General features: G+C 36.2%; 11 protein-coding genes. 7 read left to right on the top strand and 4 right to left on the bottom strand.

Annotated elements, in window-relative coordinates:
• Positions 1–25: 25 nt before the first annotated feature.
• The 4 genes from AABD74_RS03735 to AABD74_RS03720 all read right to left on the bottom strand — a co-directional run bounded on the left by AABD74_RS03735 (position 26) and on the right by AABD74_RS03720 (position 4882).
• Positions 26–985: a helix-turn-helix transcriptional regulator gene (locus tag AABD74_RS03735; RefSeq protein ID WP_406844718.1), complete on the bottom strand. Its 960-nt coding sequence runs from the start codon at positions 983–985 to the stop codon at positions 26–28.
• A 484-nt stretch (positions 986–1469) separates the two neighbouring features.
• Entirely contained in the window at positions 1470–3266 is a 1797-nt protein-coding gene (gene lepA / locus AABD74_RS03730; protein WP_232681706.1) for a translation elongation factor 4, read from the bottom strand.
• A 165-nt stretch (positions 3267–3431) separates the two neighbouring features.
• On the bottom strand, positions 3432–4166 hold the full coding sequence (locus tag AABD74_RS03725) for an NrtR DNA-binding winged helix domain-containing protein (RefSeq protein WP_406844717.1): 735 nt from the start codon (positions 4164–4166) through the stop codon (positions 3432–3434).
• Positions 4166–4882, bottom strand: a complete 717-nt coding sequence (locus tag AABD74_RS03720) for an NUDIX hydrolase (protein ID WP_406844716.1) — start codon at positions 4880–4882, stop codon at positions 4166–4168. The genes AABD74_RS03725 and AABD74_RS03720 overlap by 1 nt, the downstream gene beginning before the upstream one ends.
• Before the next feature lie 501 nt (positions 4883–5383).
• Here AABD74_RS03720 and AABD74_RS03715 point away from each other — a divergent pair.
• The 7 genes from AABD74_RS03715 (at position 5384) to AABD74_RS03685 (ending at position 20617) form a co-directional block, all read left to right on the top strand.
• Positions 5384–8473, top strand: a complete 3090-nt coding sequence (locus AABD74_RS03715) for a SusC/RagA family TonB-linked outer membrane protein (RefSeq protein ID WP_406844715.1) — start codon at positions 5384–5386, stop codon at positions 8471–8473.
• A gap of 12 nt (positions 8474–8485) precedes the next feature.
• Entirely contained in the window at positions 8486–10066 is a 1581-nt protein-coding gene (locus AABD74_RS03710) for a RagB/SusD family nutrient uptake outer membrane protein (protein ID WP_232681710.1), read from the top strand.
• Between the two features lie 18 nt (positions 10067–10084).
• On the top strand, positions 10085–10939 hold the full coding sequence (locus tag AABD74_RS03705; protein ID WP_232681711.1) for a hypothetical protein: 855 nt from the start codon (positions 10085–10087) through the stop codon (positions 10937–10939).
• A 93-nt stretch (positions 10940–11032) separates the two neighbouring features.
• A complete protein-coding gene (gene galB, locus AABD74_RS03700; protein ID WP_406844714.1) occupies positions 11033–13522 on the top strand; it encodes a beta-galactosidase GalB in 2490 nt (829 codons plus the stop codon).
• A 137-nt stretch (positions 13523–13659) separates the two neighbouring features.
• Positions 13660–16059 (top strand): alpha-xylosidase, encoded by a 2400-nt coding sequence (locus tag AABD74_RS03695; protein ID WP_406844713.1) that lies wholly within the window; start codon positions 13660–13662, stop codon positions 16057–16059.
• Between the two features lie 245 nt (positions 16060–16304).
• A complete protein-coding gene (locus AABD74_RS03690) occupies positions 16305–18311 on the top strand; it encodes a glycoside hydrolase family 97 protein (protein WP_406844712.1) in 2007 nt (668 codons plus the stop codon).
• Between the two features lie 149 nt (positions 18312–18460).
• Positions 18461–20617, top strand: a complete 2157-nt coding sequence (locus AABD74_RS03685; RefSeq protein WP_406844711.1) for a glycoside hydrolase family 3 C-terminal domain-containing protein — start codon at positions 18461–18463, stop codon at positions 20615–20617.
• The last annotated feature ends 4 nt before the right edge of the window (positions 20618–20621 follow it).

Raw genomic sequence — 20621 nt, 5'->3', positions numbered from 1 at the left:
GAAAGATAATCTCTCGGGAGTTTTTTTATAAAAGTCTTTGTCTGTTAATTTCCAGTAATTCTAAAGTTCGGGTTTTTAAACTTTCCGGTTCCAGGATTGTGGCATGATCTCCAAACATTAAAAACCAGCGCGGAAAACCGCTGTCAATATCGCGGCACATAAATGTCATTTCTATTTTTCCGTCGATTTCTTTTTCAGAAACAAAGCCGTGATATTTTTTTTCAGTTGACAAATATCTTGCAATTTTCTTATCAATTAAGATGCGGACTTTTGTGGTAGGACAAGTTTCTGTTTTAGTCAAATAGGTTTCTAAAGCATCGTGTTCGATTGTAAAATCGTAATCTGTTTTTCGAATGCCCTGAATCCTGTCTGTTCTAAACTGACGGTAATCTTGTCGTAAATGACAATAACCTAAAAAATACCAATTGTTATTATCGTGAAAAACACCCACAGGCTCTATGTTTCTCTGTGTAATTGCATCTGTTTCATACGTCTTGTACGAAAGTAAAATTTGTTTTTTCTCTGCTATACCTTCAAAAAGAACTGCTAAAGTATTTGGCGAATTATCGTTGAACATTGGCTCAGCAGTCTGCATAACAACCCGGGATTCAATATTCGAAACCCAGTCTTTATCTGTATTTCGCAAAACAGATTTCAGTTTATACATTGCCGAAGCATAATGACTTCCTAAAGATGGATCAGTAAATTTCTGCATCAGTTTTTCAGCAGCAATAAAACTGCTTACTTCTTCACGCGTAAACATTACGGGCGGTAATCTGTAGCCTTCCATCAGCGCATAACCAACTCCGGCTTCGCTGTAAATAGGAACTCCCGAAGCTTCAAGAGTTCGAATATCCCGATAAATAGTTCGCAGGCTGCAGTCAAAACGATCTGCCAATTCCTGTGCTTTTACAATTTTTTTAGATTGTAATTGAATCAGGATGGCAACAATTCGGTCAAATCGTTTTGGGCTTTCGTCGAGCATTTTTTTTGGAGTTGCTAAGTTACTAAGGTTCTAAGATGCTAAGTTTTTTTCGGTTGAAAAGAATCAAAGATACAAAGGTTTTAATTTTCTCTTTTATGAAATTTTGAGATATTTTGTGTAAAGAAATAAAAATATATTTTCACAAAGTATATCCGTACAGACGCACAGCAGTGCGTCTACGCAATCCAGTCCATGTTTTATTCCGTTTGGTTTTTGCTGTTGCCGACATACTTTGCGTAGACGAACTGCTGTGCGTCTCTACAATTCTGTATGGAGAAATAGGGCGTGGTAGAAATGAATTACCACAAAGTATATCTGTAGAGATGCACAGCAGTGCGTCTACGTCCTGTGTATCGACAAAGAAATGATTCCTATCACGTCTACACAATCAAAATCCATAACAAAAAAAATAAAAAACCCAATAACATTAAGTCATTGGGTTTAAATCTATATTCTATTATCTCGATTCTTTCTTCTAAAAAAATTAATCGTTAAGTTTCAAAACAGCCATAAACGCCTCTTGCGGAATCTCAACGTTTCCTACCTGACGCATACGTTTTTTACCTTTTTTCTGTTTTTCAAGAAGTTTACGCTTACGGGAAATATCCCCTCCGTAACATTTTGCGGTAACGTCTTTACGAAGTGCTTTAATCGTTTCACGAGCGATAATTTTAGCTCCAATTGCAGCCTGAATCGGAATATCGAATTGCTGTCTTGGGATTAACTCGCGTAATTTCTCGGTCATTTTTTTACCAATGTTGTATGCATTATCTTCGTGAATTAATGCAGAAAGCGCATCAACCGTTTGAGCATTTAAAAGAACATCAAGTTTAACTAATTTCGAAGTTCTCATCCCGATTGGAGAGTAATCAAAAGAAGCATAACCTTTAGAAACCGTTTTTAAACGATCGTAAAAATCAAATACAATTTCGGCCAAAGGCATATCAAAATTCAACTCAACTCTTTCAGTCGTTAAATAAGTTTGATTCGTAATTAAGCCACGTTTTTCAATACATAAACTCATTACGTTTCCAACAAAGTCAGATTTAGTAATAATTGTAGCTTTAATATAAGGCTCTTCAACTCTGTCCAGTTTTGAAGGTTCTGGCAAGTCAGAAGGATTATTTACGATCAAAGCTTTTTCCGGTTCTTTTTTGGTGTAAGCCAAGTACGAAACGTTAGGAACCGTAGTAATTACAGTCATATCGAACTCACGCTCTAAACGTTCCTGGATAATTTCCATGTGAAGCATTCCTAAGAATCCGCATCGGAAACCAAATCCTAACGCAGCAGAACTCTCAGGAGTAAATACTAACGAAGCATCGTTTAGCTGTAATTTCTCCATTGACGAACGTAAATCTTCATAATCTTCAGTATCAACAGGATAAATTCCCGCAAATACCATTGGTTTTACATCCTCAAAACCAGTAATCATATTCGTAGTCGGAACTTTTGCATCCGTAATTGTATCACCAACTTTTACTTCGCGCGCCTCTTTAATTCCAGAAATCAAGTAGCCAACATCTCCGGCAGAAACTACATTTTTAGGAACCTGATTTAATTTTAAAGTTCCAATTTCGTCAGCAAAATATTCATTGTCTGTAGCCATGAATTTAATTTTCTGACCTTTTTTAATTTCACCATTTACAACTCTAAAGATTACTTCGATCCCGCGAAACGGATTATAAACCGAGTCAAAAATCAAAGCTTGTAATGGTTCTTCAGGATTTCCTTTTGGAGCTGGGATTTTTTCAATAATAGCTGCCAAAATATTTTCAACACCAAAACCTGTTTTTCCAGAGGCGTGAATAATATCTTCTAATTTACATCCTAATAAATCAATAATATCGTCGCTTACTTCTTCTGGATTTGCACTTGGTAAATCAACTTTGTTTAAAACAGGAATAATTTCCAGATCATTCTCTAAAGCCAGATACAAGTTAGAAATAGTCTGCGCCTGAATACTTTGTGCCGCATCAACAATCAAAAGTGCACCTTCGCAGGCAGCAATCGATCTGGAAACTTCGTATGAAAAGTCAACGTGTCCCGGAGTATCGATCAAGTTTAAGATATATTCTTCACCTTTATAAGTATATTCCATTTGTATGGCGTGACTTTTAATGGTAATACCGCGCTCGCGCTCCAGGTCCATGTTGTCAAGCAATTGTGCTTTTTCCTCACGAGCTGTAACAGTTTGAGTAGCGCCCAATAATCGGTCTGCCAGTGTACTTTTACCGTGGTCAATGTGTGCAATAATGCAAAAGTTACGTATCTTCTTCATTTTAATATATCAGTTCTCTAATCGAGTTTAAAGTATTTTTTTGGATGTAGATTGCGTTATAACAATTGTTTTAACGCCTCTTATTAAGGGGCAAAGATAGCGCAAAGTTTTGGATTCTGGAATGATGTACGATGGATAGTTAAATCGTAGAATTTAATTTTTTAATTAAAACTCAAAATTAAAACCTTTTTCAGTCAGCTTCTTGTAGATTTCGGCATCAAATTTATAGAGTTTTGCGGCTCTGTGCGAAACATCCTGCTGCTTTTCATCGAGTGCCAAAAGCAGTTTCATATGCAGAATTTTTCGACGAAAATTAGACTTATCCAATTCAATTCCCAGGATTTCCTCATAAAGGTGCATTAATTGCAATAAAGTAAATTTTTCAGGAAGTAAATTAAAACCAATAGGAGCCTGGCGAACGCGGTTACGGAGCTGCATTAAACTGAATTCAAGAATTTCATTATGGTCAAAAATTAAATCTGGGACATCTTTAATCTTATGCCATTTAGCTTCAATTACTGTATTGCTGGCTTGAATGTTATAATCTTCCCGATTTACCAAGGTGTAATATCCAATGGTAATAACTCTTTCTGTTTTTACACGATCCGGATCAGTAAAAGCTTTTAGTTGTTCCAGATAAATATTATCAAGACTCGTAAGTTCATATAATATTCGAAGAGCAGCATTATCCACACTTTCTTCAAGTTGTAAATTTCCTCCAAGAAGTCCCCATTTTCCAATACTTTCTCCTTCGGCATGCTGAACTAAAAGAACTTCAAGATTTTTTTTATCAAATGAAAAAATAACACAATCGATACTTATGCCGTCTATAACTACTTTTTTATCAGCAGTTATAACGGTATCCGTTTCTGTTATATGTTTTGGAGATGGAAATGGCATTAAAATTCAAAATTAAATCCTTTTTCAGTAAGTTTCTTGTAAATTTCGGGATCGAATTTATACAATTTTGCTGCTCTATGCGAAACATCCTGCTGTTTTTCATCTAATGCCGCCAATAGTTTCATGTGCAGAATTTTTCGGCGGAAATTGGACTTATCCATCTCAACTCCGAGGATTTCCTCGTAAAGATGCATCAGCTGCAATAAAGTAAATTTTTCTGGCAGAAGATTAAATCCAATTGGTGCCTGACGAACACGGTTACGAAGATTTTTGATACTATAAGATAAAATTTCGTTATGATCGTAAATCAAATCAGGAATACTGTTGATCTTATACCATTTGGCGTCAGAGGCTGTAAAACCTGCTTTAATATTATAATCTTCTCTTTTTACAAGTGCATAATATCCAATAGTGATAACACGTCGCAGCGGGAAACGATCCGGATCTCCAAAAGCTTTTAACTGCTCCAGATAAATATTATCAAGACCCGTAAGTTCGTTCAATAAACGATGCGCCGCATCATCGGTGCTTTCTCTTTTATAAATCCATCCGCCGGGTAAACCCCATTTTCCTTTACTGATACCTTCTGCGTGCTGAACCAAAAGTACTTCCACACTTCCTTCATCAAAACCAAAAACAACGCAGTCAATCGTGATTGCATTCATTGCATTTTGTTCGCTTTTTGCAACAGAGCCGGCATCTACTTTTTTATCCATGTGCGAAATAAATTTTGACAAATTAAATAAATAAAATGCATAACTATCTTTTTTAATTACTTAATATTTTTTTAACAAAGCAAAAAATTGACAATCCATTGTTTGAAATTATAATGAAAAACCAATTTTAGAATAAAAATATTTTAAACTATTGATTATTAAAATGATATAACGTAATTTTTTTAATATTTTTTTTGTAACTTTTTGTTTTGTTCTTGTTATATTAATAAAAATGAATCCATATAAATCAGAATTAAAAAAAAATAACCTTAATATTTTGCTAAAATAGAAAAAAAGTTTTACACTTGTAGTCAAATTTACCATAAGATAAGTTCAATATGACTATAAGTTTTAAAAAGAACAATTTTACGGATAATAAATGCGGCAGGAAATGTTTTAAAAATTAAATATTCTCCGGGCAGAAAACATTCAAATGAAACTTACACTTTGATTACAAATAAAAATAGTAACTAACTTAATTTAAACCAACTCTTATTAACTATGAAAAGCAAATATTGTATTAAAACAACAATGTTCTCGTTTTGCACGACACTGTTGTTTAGCTTATTTATGATACAGTCGGGTTTTGCTCAGGCACAATCCGGATCTGTGAGTGGAACTGTAACATCGGCTGTTGACGGAATGGGAATTCCGGGAGCAAGCGTCGGTGTTGAAGGAACAAAAACGGCTGCTGCAACCGATTTTGATGGAAAATTTAAAATAGAAGCAAAAGCAGGAGATGTACTTGTATTTACTTTTATCGGATTCAAAACGCAGAAAGTAACCGTAGGAACTCAAAAAACTATTAATGTTACAATGCAGGAAGAAACTGCAGAACTTAAAGAAATTGTGGTTATCGGGTACGGTACACAAAAGAAAAAGGTAAATACTGCGGCAACTTCATTAGTATCTGGAAAAGATATTCAAAATGTAGCTAGTCAGGATGTTGTAAATGCTTTGCAAGGCCAGGCTTCAGGAATAAATGTTACCTCAGCTTCAGGACAACCGGGCGCAGGAATGGTAGTGAACATTCGTGGAGTTGGAACAGCTGGAAACAGTACGCCGCTTTATGTAGTGGATGGTGTTGTTGTCGATAACGGAATTGGATATCTTGATCCTTCTTCGATAGAAAGGATCGACGTTCTTAAAGATGCTTCTGCAGGATCTATTTATGGAGCAAGAGCAGCAAACGGAGTTATTTTGGTAACAACCAAAAAAGGAAAAGACGGGAAAATGAATGTGGCATTTAATACTTACACTGGTTTTCAGCAAGTAGCAAAAAAACTAGATTTATTAAATACTCAGGAGTATACCACCATTATGAATGAGGCCCGTGTAAATTCTGGTTTAACACCATTGTATACACAAGCACAAATTGCAGCTTTTCCAGACCACGATTGGCAAGATGATTTGTTTAATGATGGAGCTATGAAACAAAATCACTCTCTTACAATTAGTGGCGGTGATAAAAAATCTACAATTTCTACAGGATTGTCTTATTACGGACAAGAAGGAATGATTGGCGGAGTTAACAATCAATCAGATTATAACCGGGTTACTTTTAATGTAAACTCAACTTCAGAAGTTATTGAAAATCACTTGAAAATTGGAGAAAATTTCTCTTTTGCCAATATTAAAAGTTCGGGAGTTGCAGATCAGGGAATTTACAATAATGGTATCAGAAGCTTCTTAAACGCTGCGCCTATTGATGCTGCTTACGATGCAAACGGAAATTTTGCTCATTCAGTTATTTCAGCTGATATCAGTAACCCTTTAGGATCTTTGTACTACAATAACTTTAATGAAACTAAAATAAACCGTTACGTAGGGAACATTTTTGCAGAATTAAAATTTTTAAGAAACTTTACTTACAGAACAAGTTTTGGTGTTGATATGAGCGATAATACTTACCGTTCATTCAGGCCTGTTTATTCTCTTTCATCAAACGATAATAATACGGTTTCGAGTGTAACACAAAACGCCACCAAATCATTAGGCTGGATTTTTGAAAACACGGTTCAGTATAAAGGAACATTAAACGGAGCACATAATTTTGATGTATTAGTAGGTACTTCTGCTAAAAAGAATACTTCAGACTTTATGGAAGGAACCGGTAAAAACTTAACTTTTGATGATTTTGCACATGCTTACTTAAGCAATGCTACAGATCAAACATCAAATACAGTAAAAGGAAACCGTTCAGATTATGCGATTCAATCTTATTTTGGGCGTTTGTTGTATGACTACAATAATAAATACTTGTTTACAGCAACAATCAGAAGAGACGGTTCATCAAATTTTGCAGATTCACACAGATACGGAAATTTCCCATCAGTTTCTGCAGGTTGGAATGTTGACAAAGAAGGTTTCTTTCCAGAAAATAAAGTAGTGCAAAGTCTTAAATTAAGAGCAAGCTGGGGACAAAATGGTAACGACCAGATTCCTGCCTTTTCTTATATGTCAACAATAAGTACTTACAATAAAAGTTACCATTTTGGTACTACCGACGAAACATTACAAACAGGTGCAAGCCCGGATCAATTATCAAACCGTAATTTAAAATGGGAAACATCAGAACAATTAGATTTTGGTTTTGATGCTACTCTGTTTACCAATTTTACAGTAACATTTGATTACTACGATAAAAAAACCAAAGACTGGTTAGTTCTTGCTTCTATCCCAACTTATGCAGGGGCAACAGCTCCTTATATAAATGGTGGAGATATTCAAAATAAAGGAGTGGAGCTTTCGCTTGCTTATCGTACTAATTTTGGAAAAGACTGGAATTTCTCTGTAAACGGAAATATTTCACACAACGAAAATAAAGTAATTAGAGTTGCTAACAGCGAAGGAATTATTCATGGAGATTCTAACCTGTTATTTCAGGGAACAGATGAGATGAACCGTGTTGAGGTAGGCAAACCTATTGGTTATTTCTACGGATTAAAAACAGACGGAATTTTCCAGAATGCTGCTGAAGTTGCGGCAGGAGTACAGCCAAATGCAGTACCAGGAGATGTGCGTTTTGTGGACTTGAACGGTGACGGAAAAATTGACGCAAACGATAAAACTGAGGTTGGAAATCCAAATCCTGATTTTACGTATGGTTTAAATTTTGATCTTTCATATAAAGCATTCGATATTTCAATTTACACTTATGGAGTAGCTGGAAGTCAAAATGTTTTTGGAATTCACGACCCAACTCGTGCCTATACAAACAACACTACCGATGTTTTAAACAGATGGACAACAGAAGGAAGTTCTAACAGAGTTCCAAGAGTTACCTACGGAGCAGATACAAATGGTAATTATACCAGATTCTCTGATTTGTATGTTCAAAATGCTGATTTCTACAGAATCAAGAATGCAACGATTGGATGTGACTTAACGAAATTATCAAATAAGTTAAACTTCTTTAGTAAGTTTAGAGTGTATGTTGCGGCAAATAACTTATTCACCTTTACAAAATACCAGGGAATGGATCCGGAAATTGGTTTCGGAAACAGTAATCAAACTTGGGCAAAAGGTATTGACGTAGGATTTTATCCACAGCCAAGAACGTACATGATGGGACTAAATGTTAACTTTTAAATTATGAAAACGATGAAAAAATATATAAAATTATTTGCTGTTTCAAGCTTATTCGTTTTAGGGGCTTGTTCAGAGGATTTTCTTGACACTGAGCCTTCTACAACTAAGGTTGAAGAAAATTTTTATAAAACTCCAACTGATGCTTACCAAGGGTTAATTGCTGTTTATGATATATTACAGCGCGAAGCTTACGGCGGACCTCTGCTAATTAGCGAACAAGCTTCTGACGATTGTTTTGGAGGATATGGTACTGCAGATGCGCAGGGAGATATTGAATGGGACCGATTTTTATTTGTCTCTAATAAAGACATGAATGCTGATGCTTGGAAAAACGCTTATTTAGGAATTTACAGAGCTAATATTTTATTAGAAAATCTGGATAAAGTAAACTGGGGATCTGATACGGCGCTAAAAACCAGATACGAAGCAGAAGCTCGTTTTTTAAGAGCACATTTTCATTTTCAGGCAGCAAAAATGTTTGGAGATATAGTTCCTTTAGATCATACAATTACGTCTACAGAATTTCAACTGCCAAGACAAGCTGCTGAGGTTACTTACGCTTTAATTGCCAATGATTTGAAATTTGCTGCAGATAATTTAAGCAATGATAACTACTCACAAAGAGGAAATGCAAATTACGGACGTATTACAAAGTGGGCTGCCGAAGCTTATTTAGCCAGAACCTTTTTATTCTACACAGATTATTACAAAAAAGCAGATTTGGCTGGTGTAATAACAAAAGCACAGGCTGTAACTTATATTAATGATGTGGTTGCCAATAGCGGACATGGTTTAGTTGCTGATTTTGCTAATCTTTGGTTAGCAGCTTCTTTTGAAAACTTTGTTGGAGAAGACAATACAGAAATGGTCTGGGCCGTTCGTTTTAACGGTTCAGGAAAAGGAGATTGGAGCTTAAATGAAGGAAACCGTTTTCAGGTTAATATTGCGCCGCGTGGCGGATCAATAGGAAAATATGCAACCGGCTGGGGTGGAGCAACAGTAAATCCAAAATTATACAATGCTTATGAAAATGGAGATACACGTAGAGATGCTACTATCATTAATTATGCAGGCGAAGGTTTAAATTTTGATCAGCAAGCCAGAGACCAGCGCCAATACACTGGATATTCATGGAAAAAATACTGCCCGATTACAAATGCAGCAGGAACCGCAGTTGTTGAAGCAAACGGAGGAAATTTCCAAATTGATAACTATCAGGATTACGCCATAATTCGTTTTTCAGATGTTTTATTAATGGCGGCTGAATTGAATTTAACAACAAATGCGGCCTTGGCACAAACAGATTATGATAGAGTTCGTGATCGTGCTTTTAAAAATGCTTTACATAGACTTCCTGTAACACAAGCGCGTATTATGGAAGAACGTCGTTTAGAATTGGCACTTGAAGGACAACGTTATTTTGACTTAATCAGACAAGGTGTAGATAAAGCAAAAGCTGCTATTGATAATTCAACTGGTGATTCTCAATTTAGTGTAACATTTAGAACAGAAACGCAAGGCTGGTTCCCTCTACCGCAATCTCAGATAATACTTTCAAACGGAACTATTACTCAAAATCCAGGCTGGAATTAACCTTAAAATAAAATGATTATGAAACGTATATTATATATAGTATTAGCTGCAGTAACTATTGGTTCGATGTTATTTTCATGCGAGCCTGTAGAAGACCGCGACAGTTTACCGGCAGTGACTTTAACACCATCTACGCTTAAGTTTTCGGTAACACAAAATCCTTCCAATACAAATGAAGTTATTTTAACAAATTCAGATCCGTCGGTAATTTCATATTGGAAATATGTCGACGGTAACGGAAATGAATTAGGACATTCTAACAAAAGCAGTGATAAAATTGTATTTCCATTTGCCGGAAAATATACAGTTTATTACACGGCTTATGCAAGGGGAGGTTCTGTAGAAGCAGCTCCGGTTGAGGTAACGGTAACGAACAATGATGAAGAATATTTCAGCGATCCAAAATGGGGTATGCTTACAAATGGGGTAGCTGGTAAAACATGGGTATTAAACATGGCAGACCCTGTAGGATGGGCAGGTTTAGATTATCCGGCAGCATCTGGAGACAACTGGAACTGGTTTCCTGATTATGCAAGCAACTCTTGGGTAATGCCAAATAAAGATTGGGGTGAAATGCATTTGGACTTAAACGGAGGGTATAATACAAGTGTAACTCAGACTGCACTTTCAAGCACTCAGCAGACTACGAAACAAGGAACATACAACTTTGATATTGCAAACAACAAACTAACTTTTAACGGCGGTGTTGAAATGCTTTACGGAGGAGATTATTATGGGGATGTAAGCAACTGGTATAGTGTAAAAGTAGTAGAGTTATCAGCAACATCACTTCGTTTAGCAGTTATTAGAGATAAAAGTAGAACTGGTGAAGGCGTTTGTTTGATTGTTTTTCACTACAAACCCAAACCATAATATATTATAAAAAAGAAAACTACCGGTAGGTGATCGATACAGACACCTGTCGGTATGTTTATATTTGTTTTATAATCCATTAAACTACTATCTATGAAAATCAAATGTAATTATTTAAGCAGACTTTCATTATTGATGTTAGCGGGAATCATATTATTTGGTTCTTGTAACAAAAAAGAAGAAGCTTTCAGCAATAGAAAAGTTTCTTTTAATTCTGATTGGAGTTTCCATTTAAATGATAGTATAATAGATAAAGATACAATTGGAACTTCAACCAAATGGAGAACCTTAGATCTTCCGCATGATTGGAGCATTGAAGGAAAATTTGACGAAAAAAGCCCGGCAGGATACGGGGGCGGATCATTAACCGGAGGCTCAGGATGGTATAAAAAAACTTTTAAAATTTCATCTCAAGATATAAATAAAACAATATCAATAACCTTTGACGGTGTTTACAGAAACAGCGAAATATGGGTAAACGGACATTATTTAGGAAAACGTCCAAACGGATATATTAGTTTTCAATATGAGATTTCGCCATACCTAAATTATGGGGAAAAAAGCAACGAAATAATTGTTAAGGTTGACAATTCAAAACAACCAAACTCACGCTGGTATTCAGGATCAGGAATTTTTAGAAATGTCTGGCTTGAAACCACAGATAAACTTCATGTAGCAAAATGGGGAACTTACATTACAACCCCAAAAGTTACTGCCGAAAAAGCATCTGTTAATTTTGAAACTAATATTCAAAATCAATATGCAGCTTCAAAAAAAGCAGTAATTACTACAACTATTTTTAAAGACGAAACCAAAGTAACATCAGTTACTCAAAATATAACGATTGGTGCAAACGCAAATCAAACTATAAAACAAAACGCCGAAGTTGAATCACCAATTTTATGGTCAGTTGAAAAACCGGAACTATACACAGCTGTTACCGAAATTTCTGTTGATGATAAAATCGTCGATCAATACAAAACCAATTTTGGAATCAGAGATTTTAAATTTGATGTTAACAAAGGTTTTATTTTAAACGGAAAACAGGTTAAAATAAAAGGAGTCTGCATGCATCACGATTTAGGGGCGCTGGGTTCTGCAATCAATACAAGAGCTATTGAACGTCAGTTAGAAATCCTGAAAGAAATGGGGGTAAACGGAATCAGAACTTCTCACAATCCGCCTGCTCCGGAACTTCTGGACCTTTGTGATAAAATGGGTTTCATTGTCATGGATGAAGCTTTTGACATGTGGGAAAAAAATAAAACCAAATACGATTACGGAAACGATTGGGACAAATGGCACAAACAGGATTTAATCGATCAACTGCTTCGTGACCGAAATCATCCAAGTATTTTTATGTGGAGTATTGGTAATGAAATTCCGCAGCAATGGGACGAAAGCGGCGCAGTAATAGCCAAAGAATTAGCCGCAATTACACGTCAGTACGATAAAACAAGACCTATTACTGCGGCGATGAACCCTCCGGTAAATATGAATATCGACAATGTAACCTTACAATTCGATAAAGCAAAGGTTCAATACAATACAATTGCAGCCTCTGGCGCATTAGATATTATTGGTTACAATTATGCACATCAAACATACGAATATCACCAAAAGAATTTCCCTGGAATTCCTTTCATAGCAACCGAAACCACTTCGGCTTTAGAAACCCGCGGTTATTATGATGCCGTTTCTGATTCGATTAAAAAATGGCCGGTAAGATGGGACCTTAAATTTACAGAAGGAAATCCGGGTAATACCGTTTCTGCTTACGATCAGGTACAGGCGCCCTGGGGTTCAACGCACGAAGCAACCTGGAAAATTATTAAAAAACATGATTTCCTTTCGGGAATGTACATCTGGACAGGTTTCGATTATATCGGAGAACCAACTCCGTACGAATGGCCGTCGGTAAGTTCGTATTTCGGAATTGTAGATTTAGCCGGTTTCCCAAAAGATGTTTATTATATGTACCAAAGCGAATGGACAGACAAAACCGTGCTTCATGTTTACCCACATTGGAACTGGAAAGCCGGACAAACTGTCGACATTTGGGCATACTATAATAATGCCGATGAAGTTGAACTTTTCGTAAACGGAAAATCAGCTGGAAAAAGAAGCAAAAAAGTAGATGATCTGCACGTAATGTGGAAAATCCCTTTTCAGCCGGGAACTCTAAAAGCAGTTTCTCGTAAAAATGGAAAAACAGTTCTGGAAAAAGAAATTAAAACAGCCGGGAATCCATCGCAGTTAAAACTAACCGCAGACAGAAGTACTATTAAAGCTGATAAAAATGATTTGTCGTTTGTTACTGTTGATATTTTAGATGAAAAAGGAACTCTGGTTCCAAATGCCAATAACGAAATCAATTTTTCATTAACAGGAAATGGAAAAATCGTAGGCGTTTGCAGCGGCGATCCGGTAAGTCACGAATCGTACAAAGGTTCAAAACATACCGCTTTAAATGGAAAATGTTTAGTAATCGTTCAGTCTGGCGATAAAACCGGAAGACTGGAATTGACCGCTAAAGCAAACGGATTAAAACCCGCGACAATAGTAATAACAACAGAAGAATAAGTTACGTTCTTGCAATCCCGAAAATTCGGGACAAAACCTTGTAGGTATAAATAATATTTTGAATAAGTAAAAAAAGCAAAACCTACAAGGTTTTAAAAATCTTGCAGGAGGAATTAACAAATAGAATATATTAACCAATGAAAAACTCACAACTAACCAAATTGTTTTCAATCTGTATGTTTGGAATGCTGCTTTCGCCAAAAGCATCGGCACAAATCCAGAATGCAGATGTGTTAAACGCTCCAATAGACATCAGCAAAGATTTTCAGAATTACCTGAACACGTTTTATTTTGCCGATGAATTGGCTTCTTTCGATCCTGCAACCGGAAAAGGAACCATTAAATATTTGAGATACAATTATAAAACCCGTCAGGCTTTCAACAACATGATGATGAAACCTGATGTGGAAAAAGCAAACGAATTTCCAACAACAGAATACGAAGTTTCGCCAGAACTGCCATTCGAAATTCAGTTTGTTTCAGATAGAACGATCAGAATCAAAACAACTTCTGGACCGCAGTTTCACCCGCAAAAAGAATCTCTAATGCTGGTTGACGGCGTTGCGCCAAATCATCCTGAATTATGGAAATATTCTAAAATCGAAGGCGGGCATAAATACACCAGCAAACATGGAGTGGTTGAAATTTTGACAAAACCATGGCATGTAAAAATATACGATGAAAACGGAAAATTGCTGACAAGTACACTTCATGATACCGATTTTAAAAATACGTATACACCAACGCTTCCATTCTCGTACGTTCGCAGAAACAGCGATTATTCAAGAAGTATGGGAGCAGCTTTCAGCTTAGAACCAGACGAAAAAATATTTGGATGCGGAGAATCATTCACACAATTCAACAAACGCGGTCAAAAAGTAGTTTTATGGACAGATGACGCAAACGGAATCCAGAATGAAACGATGTATAAACCAATTCCGTTTTACATGAGCAGCCGTGGTTACGGAGTTTTTATGCATCATTCAACGCCAATAACCGTTGACTTTGGAAGATATTTTGGAAGTGCCAACGAAATGTACATTGGCGATGACGAAGCCGATTTGTTTTTCTTCATTGGAGAACCAAAAGATGTTTTAGACCAATACACCAATTTAACCGGAAAAGCTGCAATGCCGCCGCTTTGGTCATTCGGTTTTTGGATGAGCCGTATTACTTATTTCTCTGAAAAAGAAGGAAGAGATGTAGCAAGAGATTTACGTAAATACAAAATCCCAACCGATGTTATTCACTTTGACACTGGCTGGTTTGATGTAGACTGGAGAAACAATTATGAGTTTGCAAAAGCACGTTTCCCAGATGCCACAAAAATGATGTCTGATTTAAAAGAAGATGGTTTTCATGTGTGTCTATGGCAATTACCATATTTTACACCAAAGAATACTTTGTTCCCTGAAATCATGGACAAAAACCTTGCGGTAAGAGACAGAAAAGGAAATCTTCCTTACGAAGATGCCGTTTTAGATTTCTCAAATCCGGAAACAATAACCTGGTATCAAGGGAAATTGAAAAAATTATTCGACGAAGGCGTTTCAGTTTTCAAAGTTGATTTTGGAGAAGCTGCACCGCCAGACGGAATTTACCATTCAGGAAGAACAGGATTTTATGAACACAATTTATATCCATTAAGATATAATAAAGCTGTTGCCGAAATTACCCAAAAAGAAAAAGGATATACTTTAATCTGGGCAAGAAGTACATGGGCAGGATCTCAGCGTTATCCTTTACATTGGGGTGGAGATGCCGAAACTTCAAACGGAGCAATGTCGGCAGAATTACGCGGCGGACTTTCATTAGGTCTAAGCGGATTCAGTTTCTGGAGTCATGATGTTGGAGGGTTTGCTACAAAATCCCCGGAGAATTTATACAGAAGATGGGCGCCTTTCGGAATGTTTACTTCACACGTAAGAAGCCACGGAGAACCTCCGCGCGAGCCTTGGTTATACAGCAAAGATTTCTTGGAAGGATTTAGAAAAGCAGATAATATGCGTTACGAATTAATGCCGTATATCTACGCTCAGGCAAAAGAAAGTTCTCAAAAAGGTTTACCAATGATGCGCGCTTTATTTGTAGAATATCCAAACGATCCGGGAGCCTGGTTAGTTGACAATGAATATTTATTTGGATCAAGTATTTTAGTTGCACCGCTTTTTGAAGAAGTAACAGAAAGAGACGTTTATCTTCCGGAAGGAACATGGATTGATTACCAAACTAAAAAAGTATACCAATCAGGATGGCACAAAATAAAAGCCGGCGAAGTGCCAATCGTGGTTTTGGTAAAAGATGGAACAGCATTGCCTCACATTGGTTTAGCACAGTCTACAAAAGATATGGATTGGAGTAAATTAACGTTGAAAGTATATGCGAGTGATAAAACAACTTCGGCGACAGCCAAAGTGTTTTTACCAAACGACACCGCAGTTCAGGAAATAAAAGTGACTAAAAACGGAAACAATTTTGACGTAACTGCAAACCCATTAAACGGAAAAACCACTTTTAAAACAGAGTGGATAAAATAAAGATATATGCCACAGATTACACAGATTAAAAGGATTAAAAATTGAGAATTAAAAATCTGTTTAAATCTGCAAAATCTGCGTGAAAAAATAAACACACAGAATTAAAAAAAATCATTTTAATCTGTGTAATCTGTGGCAAAAAAATAAATCCCAACTTAGGATAAAAATAAGTTTTTGTTGAGTTTCTAAATCGGGCGAAAGCCCTGCCACGCCCGATTTATTAAAAATGAATTAAGAAAAATATCATGAAAAAACACCTGATTCTTCCCGCTTTATTACTTTCAGTTTCGATTGGATACAGTCAGAAAAATAAAAACGCTTATGAATTAGCGTCGCCAAACGGAAAAAATAAAATCAAATTTGAGCTTGTAAAAAATGCTCCTAAATATGCCGTTTCACACGGAAAAACAGAAGTCATTACACCATCGGATTTAGGATTTTTACTGAAAGGAAATGAAGATTTCAGCTCCAATTTCGAAATCAAAAATGTCAAAAAATCAACGTTTGATGAAACATGGGAACAAGTTTGGGGAGAAAAGAAAAACATTAGAAATCACTACAATCAGCTTTCGGTTGAATTACAGCAAAAAACAGGAAACAAACGTAAACTGGAAATTCAGTTTCGCGCTTTCGATGACGGAGTTGCATTTCGATATGTATATCCAAAACAAAATGTAAAAGACAGTATTTTCATTATGGATGAAAAAACGACTTTTAATTTAAAAGAAGATGGAAAAGCATGGTGGATTCCGGCAAACAGAGAAAACCGTGACGAATATTTATTTGAAGCTGCGCCGGTTAGTAAACTAGATACCGTTTTGACTCCATTAACTATAGAAAGCAAAAGCGGATTATCATTAAGTTTTCACGAAGCAAACTTAATTGATTACGCCAGTACAACTTTGGTAAACAATGTTGGTACACAACTTAAAACCGATCTTGTGCCTTGGTCAGACGGTGTTAAAGTTCGTGTAAAAGATACATTCACCTCTTCTTGGAGAACCATTCAAATTGGCGAAAAACCAACAGATTTAATTACCTCTTATTTGATTTTAAATCTAAACGAACCAAACAAATTAAAAAATACAGCAAGCTATTTCAAACCATACAAATACTTAGGAATTTGGTGGGGAATGCATATTGGGAAATATACTTTTTGGGAAAGTGATAAACAAGGCGCTACCACAAAACATGCTGAAGAATATATTGATTTTACAGCAAAAGAAGGTTTCAATCATTTATTGATTGAAGGCTGGAACAAAGGCTGGACGCCGGGCTGGTATGAAAATCGTATGCATATGTTCAGTTTCACCAAAAATGCAGACAATTTCGATTTAGAAAAAGTGGTTGAATATGGAAAGAAAAAGAACATTGAATTAATCGGTTATCACGAAACAGGTTCAAACTTGATTAACTATTTAAAACAAGTTGACGAAGGTTTTGCCTTATACAAAAAACTAGGAATTCATACCGTAAAAATTGGTCATGTAGGTTCTAAATTAAACATGAAAGAAATGCACTTCGGACAGTTTGGAGTAAATTATTTCAGGTACATTTTAGAAAAAGCGGCACAATACGATTTAGCCGTTTTATACCACGAATCAATAAAAGATACAGGAGAACGCAGAACTTATCCAAATATGGTTTCGAGAGAAGCAGCGCGCGGACAAGAATATAACGCCTGGAGCGAAGGAAATCCGCCAAGCCATTTAAGCATAATTCCGTTTACAAGATTACTTTCAGGACCAATGGATTTTACACCGGGAATCTTTGATGTTGAGGTAAAACAAGGATATCCGGGGAAAAGAATTCAGGGAACAGTTGGGCAGCAGTTGGCTATTTATGTAACAACTTATTCTCCAATTCAAATGTTGGCTGATCTTCCAGAAAATTATGAAGGAAAACCGGCATTGCAATTCTTAAAAGATGTTCCGACAGATTGGGAAGATACAAAAGTTTTAAACGGAGAAATTGGTCAATACATTACAACAGCCCGTAAAGACAGAAATAGCGCCGACTGGTTTTTAGGAAGTATCACAAATGAAAAACCAAGAGATCTTGAAATTTCACTTTCATTCTTAGATAAAAACGCAGCATACGAAGCGCAGATTTATGCAGATGCCGAAGGAACTGATCAAAAACACAATCCTGAAGCAGTAGCAATTTCGAAGAAAACAGTAAAAGCTTCCGATTCGCTAAAATTACATTTAGGCGGAGCCGGAGGAACAGCAATTAGATTTAAAAAATTATAATATAGATATAGTTTATCAAACCCGACAAGTTTTTGAAACCTGTCGGGTTTACATAACATAACGATTAGGATTAAAAAATAGAATTTATAAAAATTTCAGGCAGAGGCGTACAACTGTGAGTCTTTACTAAATAACCACAATTTTTTTAAATGAAAAACCTGCTTTTGCATATCATTTTTCTTTTGTCAATTAATTTGGTGTTGTCACAGCAAAAGCAATACCCTTTTCAGGATTCTAAATTAGATACCGAAAAACGTATTGATAATTTGTTATCCCTGATGACACTTGATGAAAAAGTACAGGCCTTAAGTACTAATCCATCGATTAAAAGATTAGGTGTTATAGGTACAGATCATGTTGAAGGATTGCACGGTTTAGCCTTGGGAGGGCCGGGAGAATGGGGAGGAAAAAACAAACAGCCTTTAACTACAACTACTTTTCCTCAGGCTTATGGCTTAGGAGAAACATGGGATGTAGATTTGCTTCAAAAAGCGGCACAGGTTGAAGGTTATGAAACACGCTATGCTTTTCAAAAATACCATCGCGGCGGATTAGTAGTTCGTGCTCCAAATGCAGATATAGCAAGAGACCCGCGTTGGGGCCGTACTGAAGAAAGTTATGGAGAAGATGCTTTTTTTAACGGAATGATGACGGTTGCTTTCATAAAAGGACTGCAGGGAAATAATCAAAAATATTGGCAGACAGCTTCGTTAATGAAACACTTTCTGGCCAATAGCAATGAAAACGGGAGAACCTATACCTCTTCTGATTTTGATGAAAGGCTTTGGCGCGAATATTATGCCCTGCCTTTTCAAATGGGAGTTCTTGAAGGAGGATCCCGTGCTTATATGGCAGCTTATAATAAAGTAAACGGAATTCCGGCAATGGTACATCCGATGCTGAAAAATATTACCCAAAAAGAGTGGGGACAAAACGGAATTATTTGTACTGATGGAGGTGCATTTACGTTATTACTTTCAGATCACAAATACTACGCTGATAAATACCTTGGGGCTGCGGCAGCCATAAAAGCAGGAATTAGTCAGTTTTTAGATGAATATACAGAAGCAGTCTATGGCGCACTTTCACGTGGATATTTAAAGGAAAAAGAAATTGATGCCGTTATTAGGGGAAATTATCGAGTAATGATTCAACTGGGAATGTTAGATGCCCCAGAGGAAAATCCGTATGCAAAAATTGGAACAGAAAAAGATACAATTGATCCTTGGAAAACCGAAGTGCATAAAAAAATTGCTTTAGAAGCAGCACAAAAATCTATTGTACTGCTCAAAAATGATTCACAATTTCTGCCTTTGCAAAGAGATAAATTAAAAACAATTGCCGTAATAGGGCAGCGGGCAGATGAAGTGCTTTTAGATTGGTACAGCGGCACACCGCCTTATGTTATTACACCTTTAGAAGGAATTAAAAACAGGCTGGGGAACAATGTTGAAATTCTTTACGCTAAAAACAACATTGATGGTAAGGCTGTCGAAATAGCAAAAAAAGCAGATGCTGTAATTGTAATTGTTGGAAATCACCCTGTTTGTAATGCAGGCTGGGCTGATTGCCCCATTCCAAGCGAAGGTAAAGAATCTGTTGATCGTCAATCGCTGACTTTAGAACAGGAAGATTTGATTAAAGTAGTGTATAAAGCTAATCCTAACATGGCAGTTGCTTTAATTAGTAGTTTTCCATACGCTATAAACTGGACACAAGAACACGTGCCAGCAATTGTACATATGACACAAAACAGTCAGGAAACAGGAACGGCTTTAGCCAATGTTCTATTTGGAGATTACAATCCTGCCGGGCGTTTGATACAAACTTGGGTTAGAGATATTACCGATTTGCCTGATTTATTGGATTACAATATTAGAAATGGAAGGACTTATATGTATTTCAAAGGAAAACCATTGTATGCTTTTGGCCACGGATTGAGCTATACCACTTTTAAATACAATACTATTGAAACCAATTCTGAAACAATTGCTAAAAATGGCGAACTAAAAATTACGGTTTCGGTTACAAACACTGGAAATAAAGATGGAGATGAAGTAGTTCAATTGTATGTAAAACAATTACAGTCAAAAGTTGAACGTCCTGAAAAAGAACTGAAAGCATTTCAGAGAGTTTTTTTTAAAGCCGGAGAAACTAAAAATGTTTTTTTGACTTTGAAAGCTAAAGATATAGAATATTGGAACACAGCAAAGCAGCAATTTGAATTAGAAAATAATAGTATAGAAATTCAAATAGGAAGCGCATCGGATAATATTCTTTTAAATAAAAAAGTAACAGTGAAATAATTAC

Source organism: Flavobacterium soyae (assembly GCF_045348165.1).
GTDB classification, from domain to species: domain Bacteria; phylum Bacteroidota; class Bacteroidia; order Flavobacteriales; family Flavobacteriaceae; genus Flavobacterium; species Flavobacterium soyae.
This window is presented reverse-complemented; position numbering and strand designations above follow the sequence as displayed.

Coding starts and splice junctions, on each gene's coding strand:
- AABD74_RS03735 (WP_406844718.1), bottom strand. CDS start 985: ATGCTCGACGAAAGCCCAAAACGATTTGACCGAATTGTTGCCATCCTG.
- lepA (WP_232681706.1), bottom strand. CDS start 3,266: ATGAAGAAGATACGTAACTTTTGCATTATTGCACACATTGACCACGGT.
- AABD74_RS03725 (WP_406844717.1), bottom strand. CDS start 4,166: ATGCCATTTCCATCTCCAAAACATATAACAGAAACGGATACCGTTATA.
- AABD74_RS03720 (WP_406844716.1), bottom strand. CDS start 4,882: ATGGATAAAAAAGTAGATGCCGGCTCTGTTGCAAAAAGCGAACAAAAT.
- AABD74_RS03715 (WP_406844715.1), top strand. CDS start 5,384: ATGAAAAGCAAATATTGTATTAAAACAACAATGTTCTCGTTTTGCACG.
- AABD74_RS03710 (WP_232681710.1), top strand. CDS start 8,486: ATGAAAAAATATATAAAATTATTTGCTGTTTCAAGCTTATTCGTTTTA.
- AABD74_RS03705 (WP_232681711.1), top strand. CDS start 10,085: ATGAAACGTATATTATATATAGTATTAGCTGCAGTAACTATTGGTTCG.
- galB (WP_406844714.1), top strand. CDS start 11,033: ATGAAAATCAAATGTAATTATTTAAGCAGACTTTCATTATTGATGTTA.
- AABD74_RS03695 (WP_406844713.1), top strand. CDS start 13,660: ATGAAAAACTCACAACTAACCAAATTGTTTTCAATCTGTATGTTTGGA.
- AABD74_RS03690 (WP_406844712.1), top strand. CDS start 16,305: ATGAAAAAACACCTGATTCTTCCCGCTTTATTACTTTCAGTTTCGATT.
- AABD74_RS03685 (WP_406844711.1), top strand. CDS start 18,461: ATGAAAAACCTGCTTTTGCATATCATTTTTCTTTTGTCAATTAATTTG.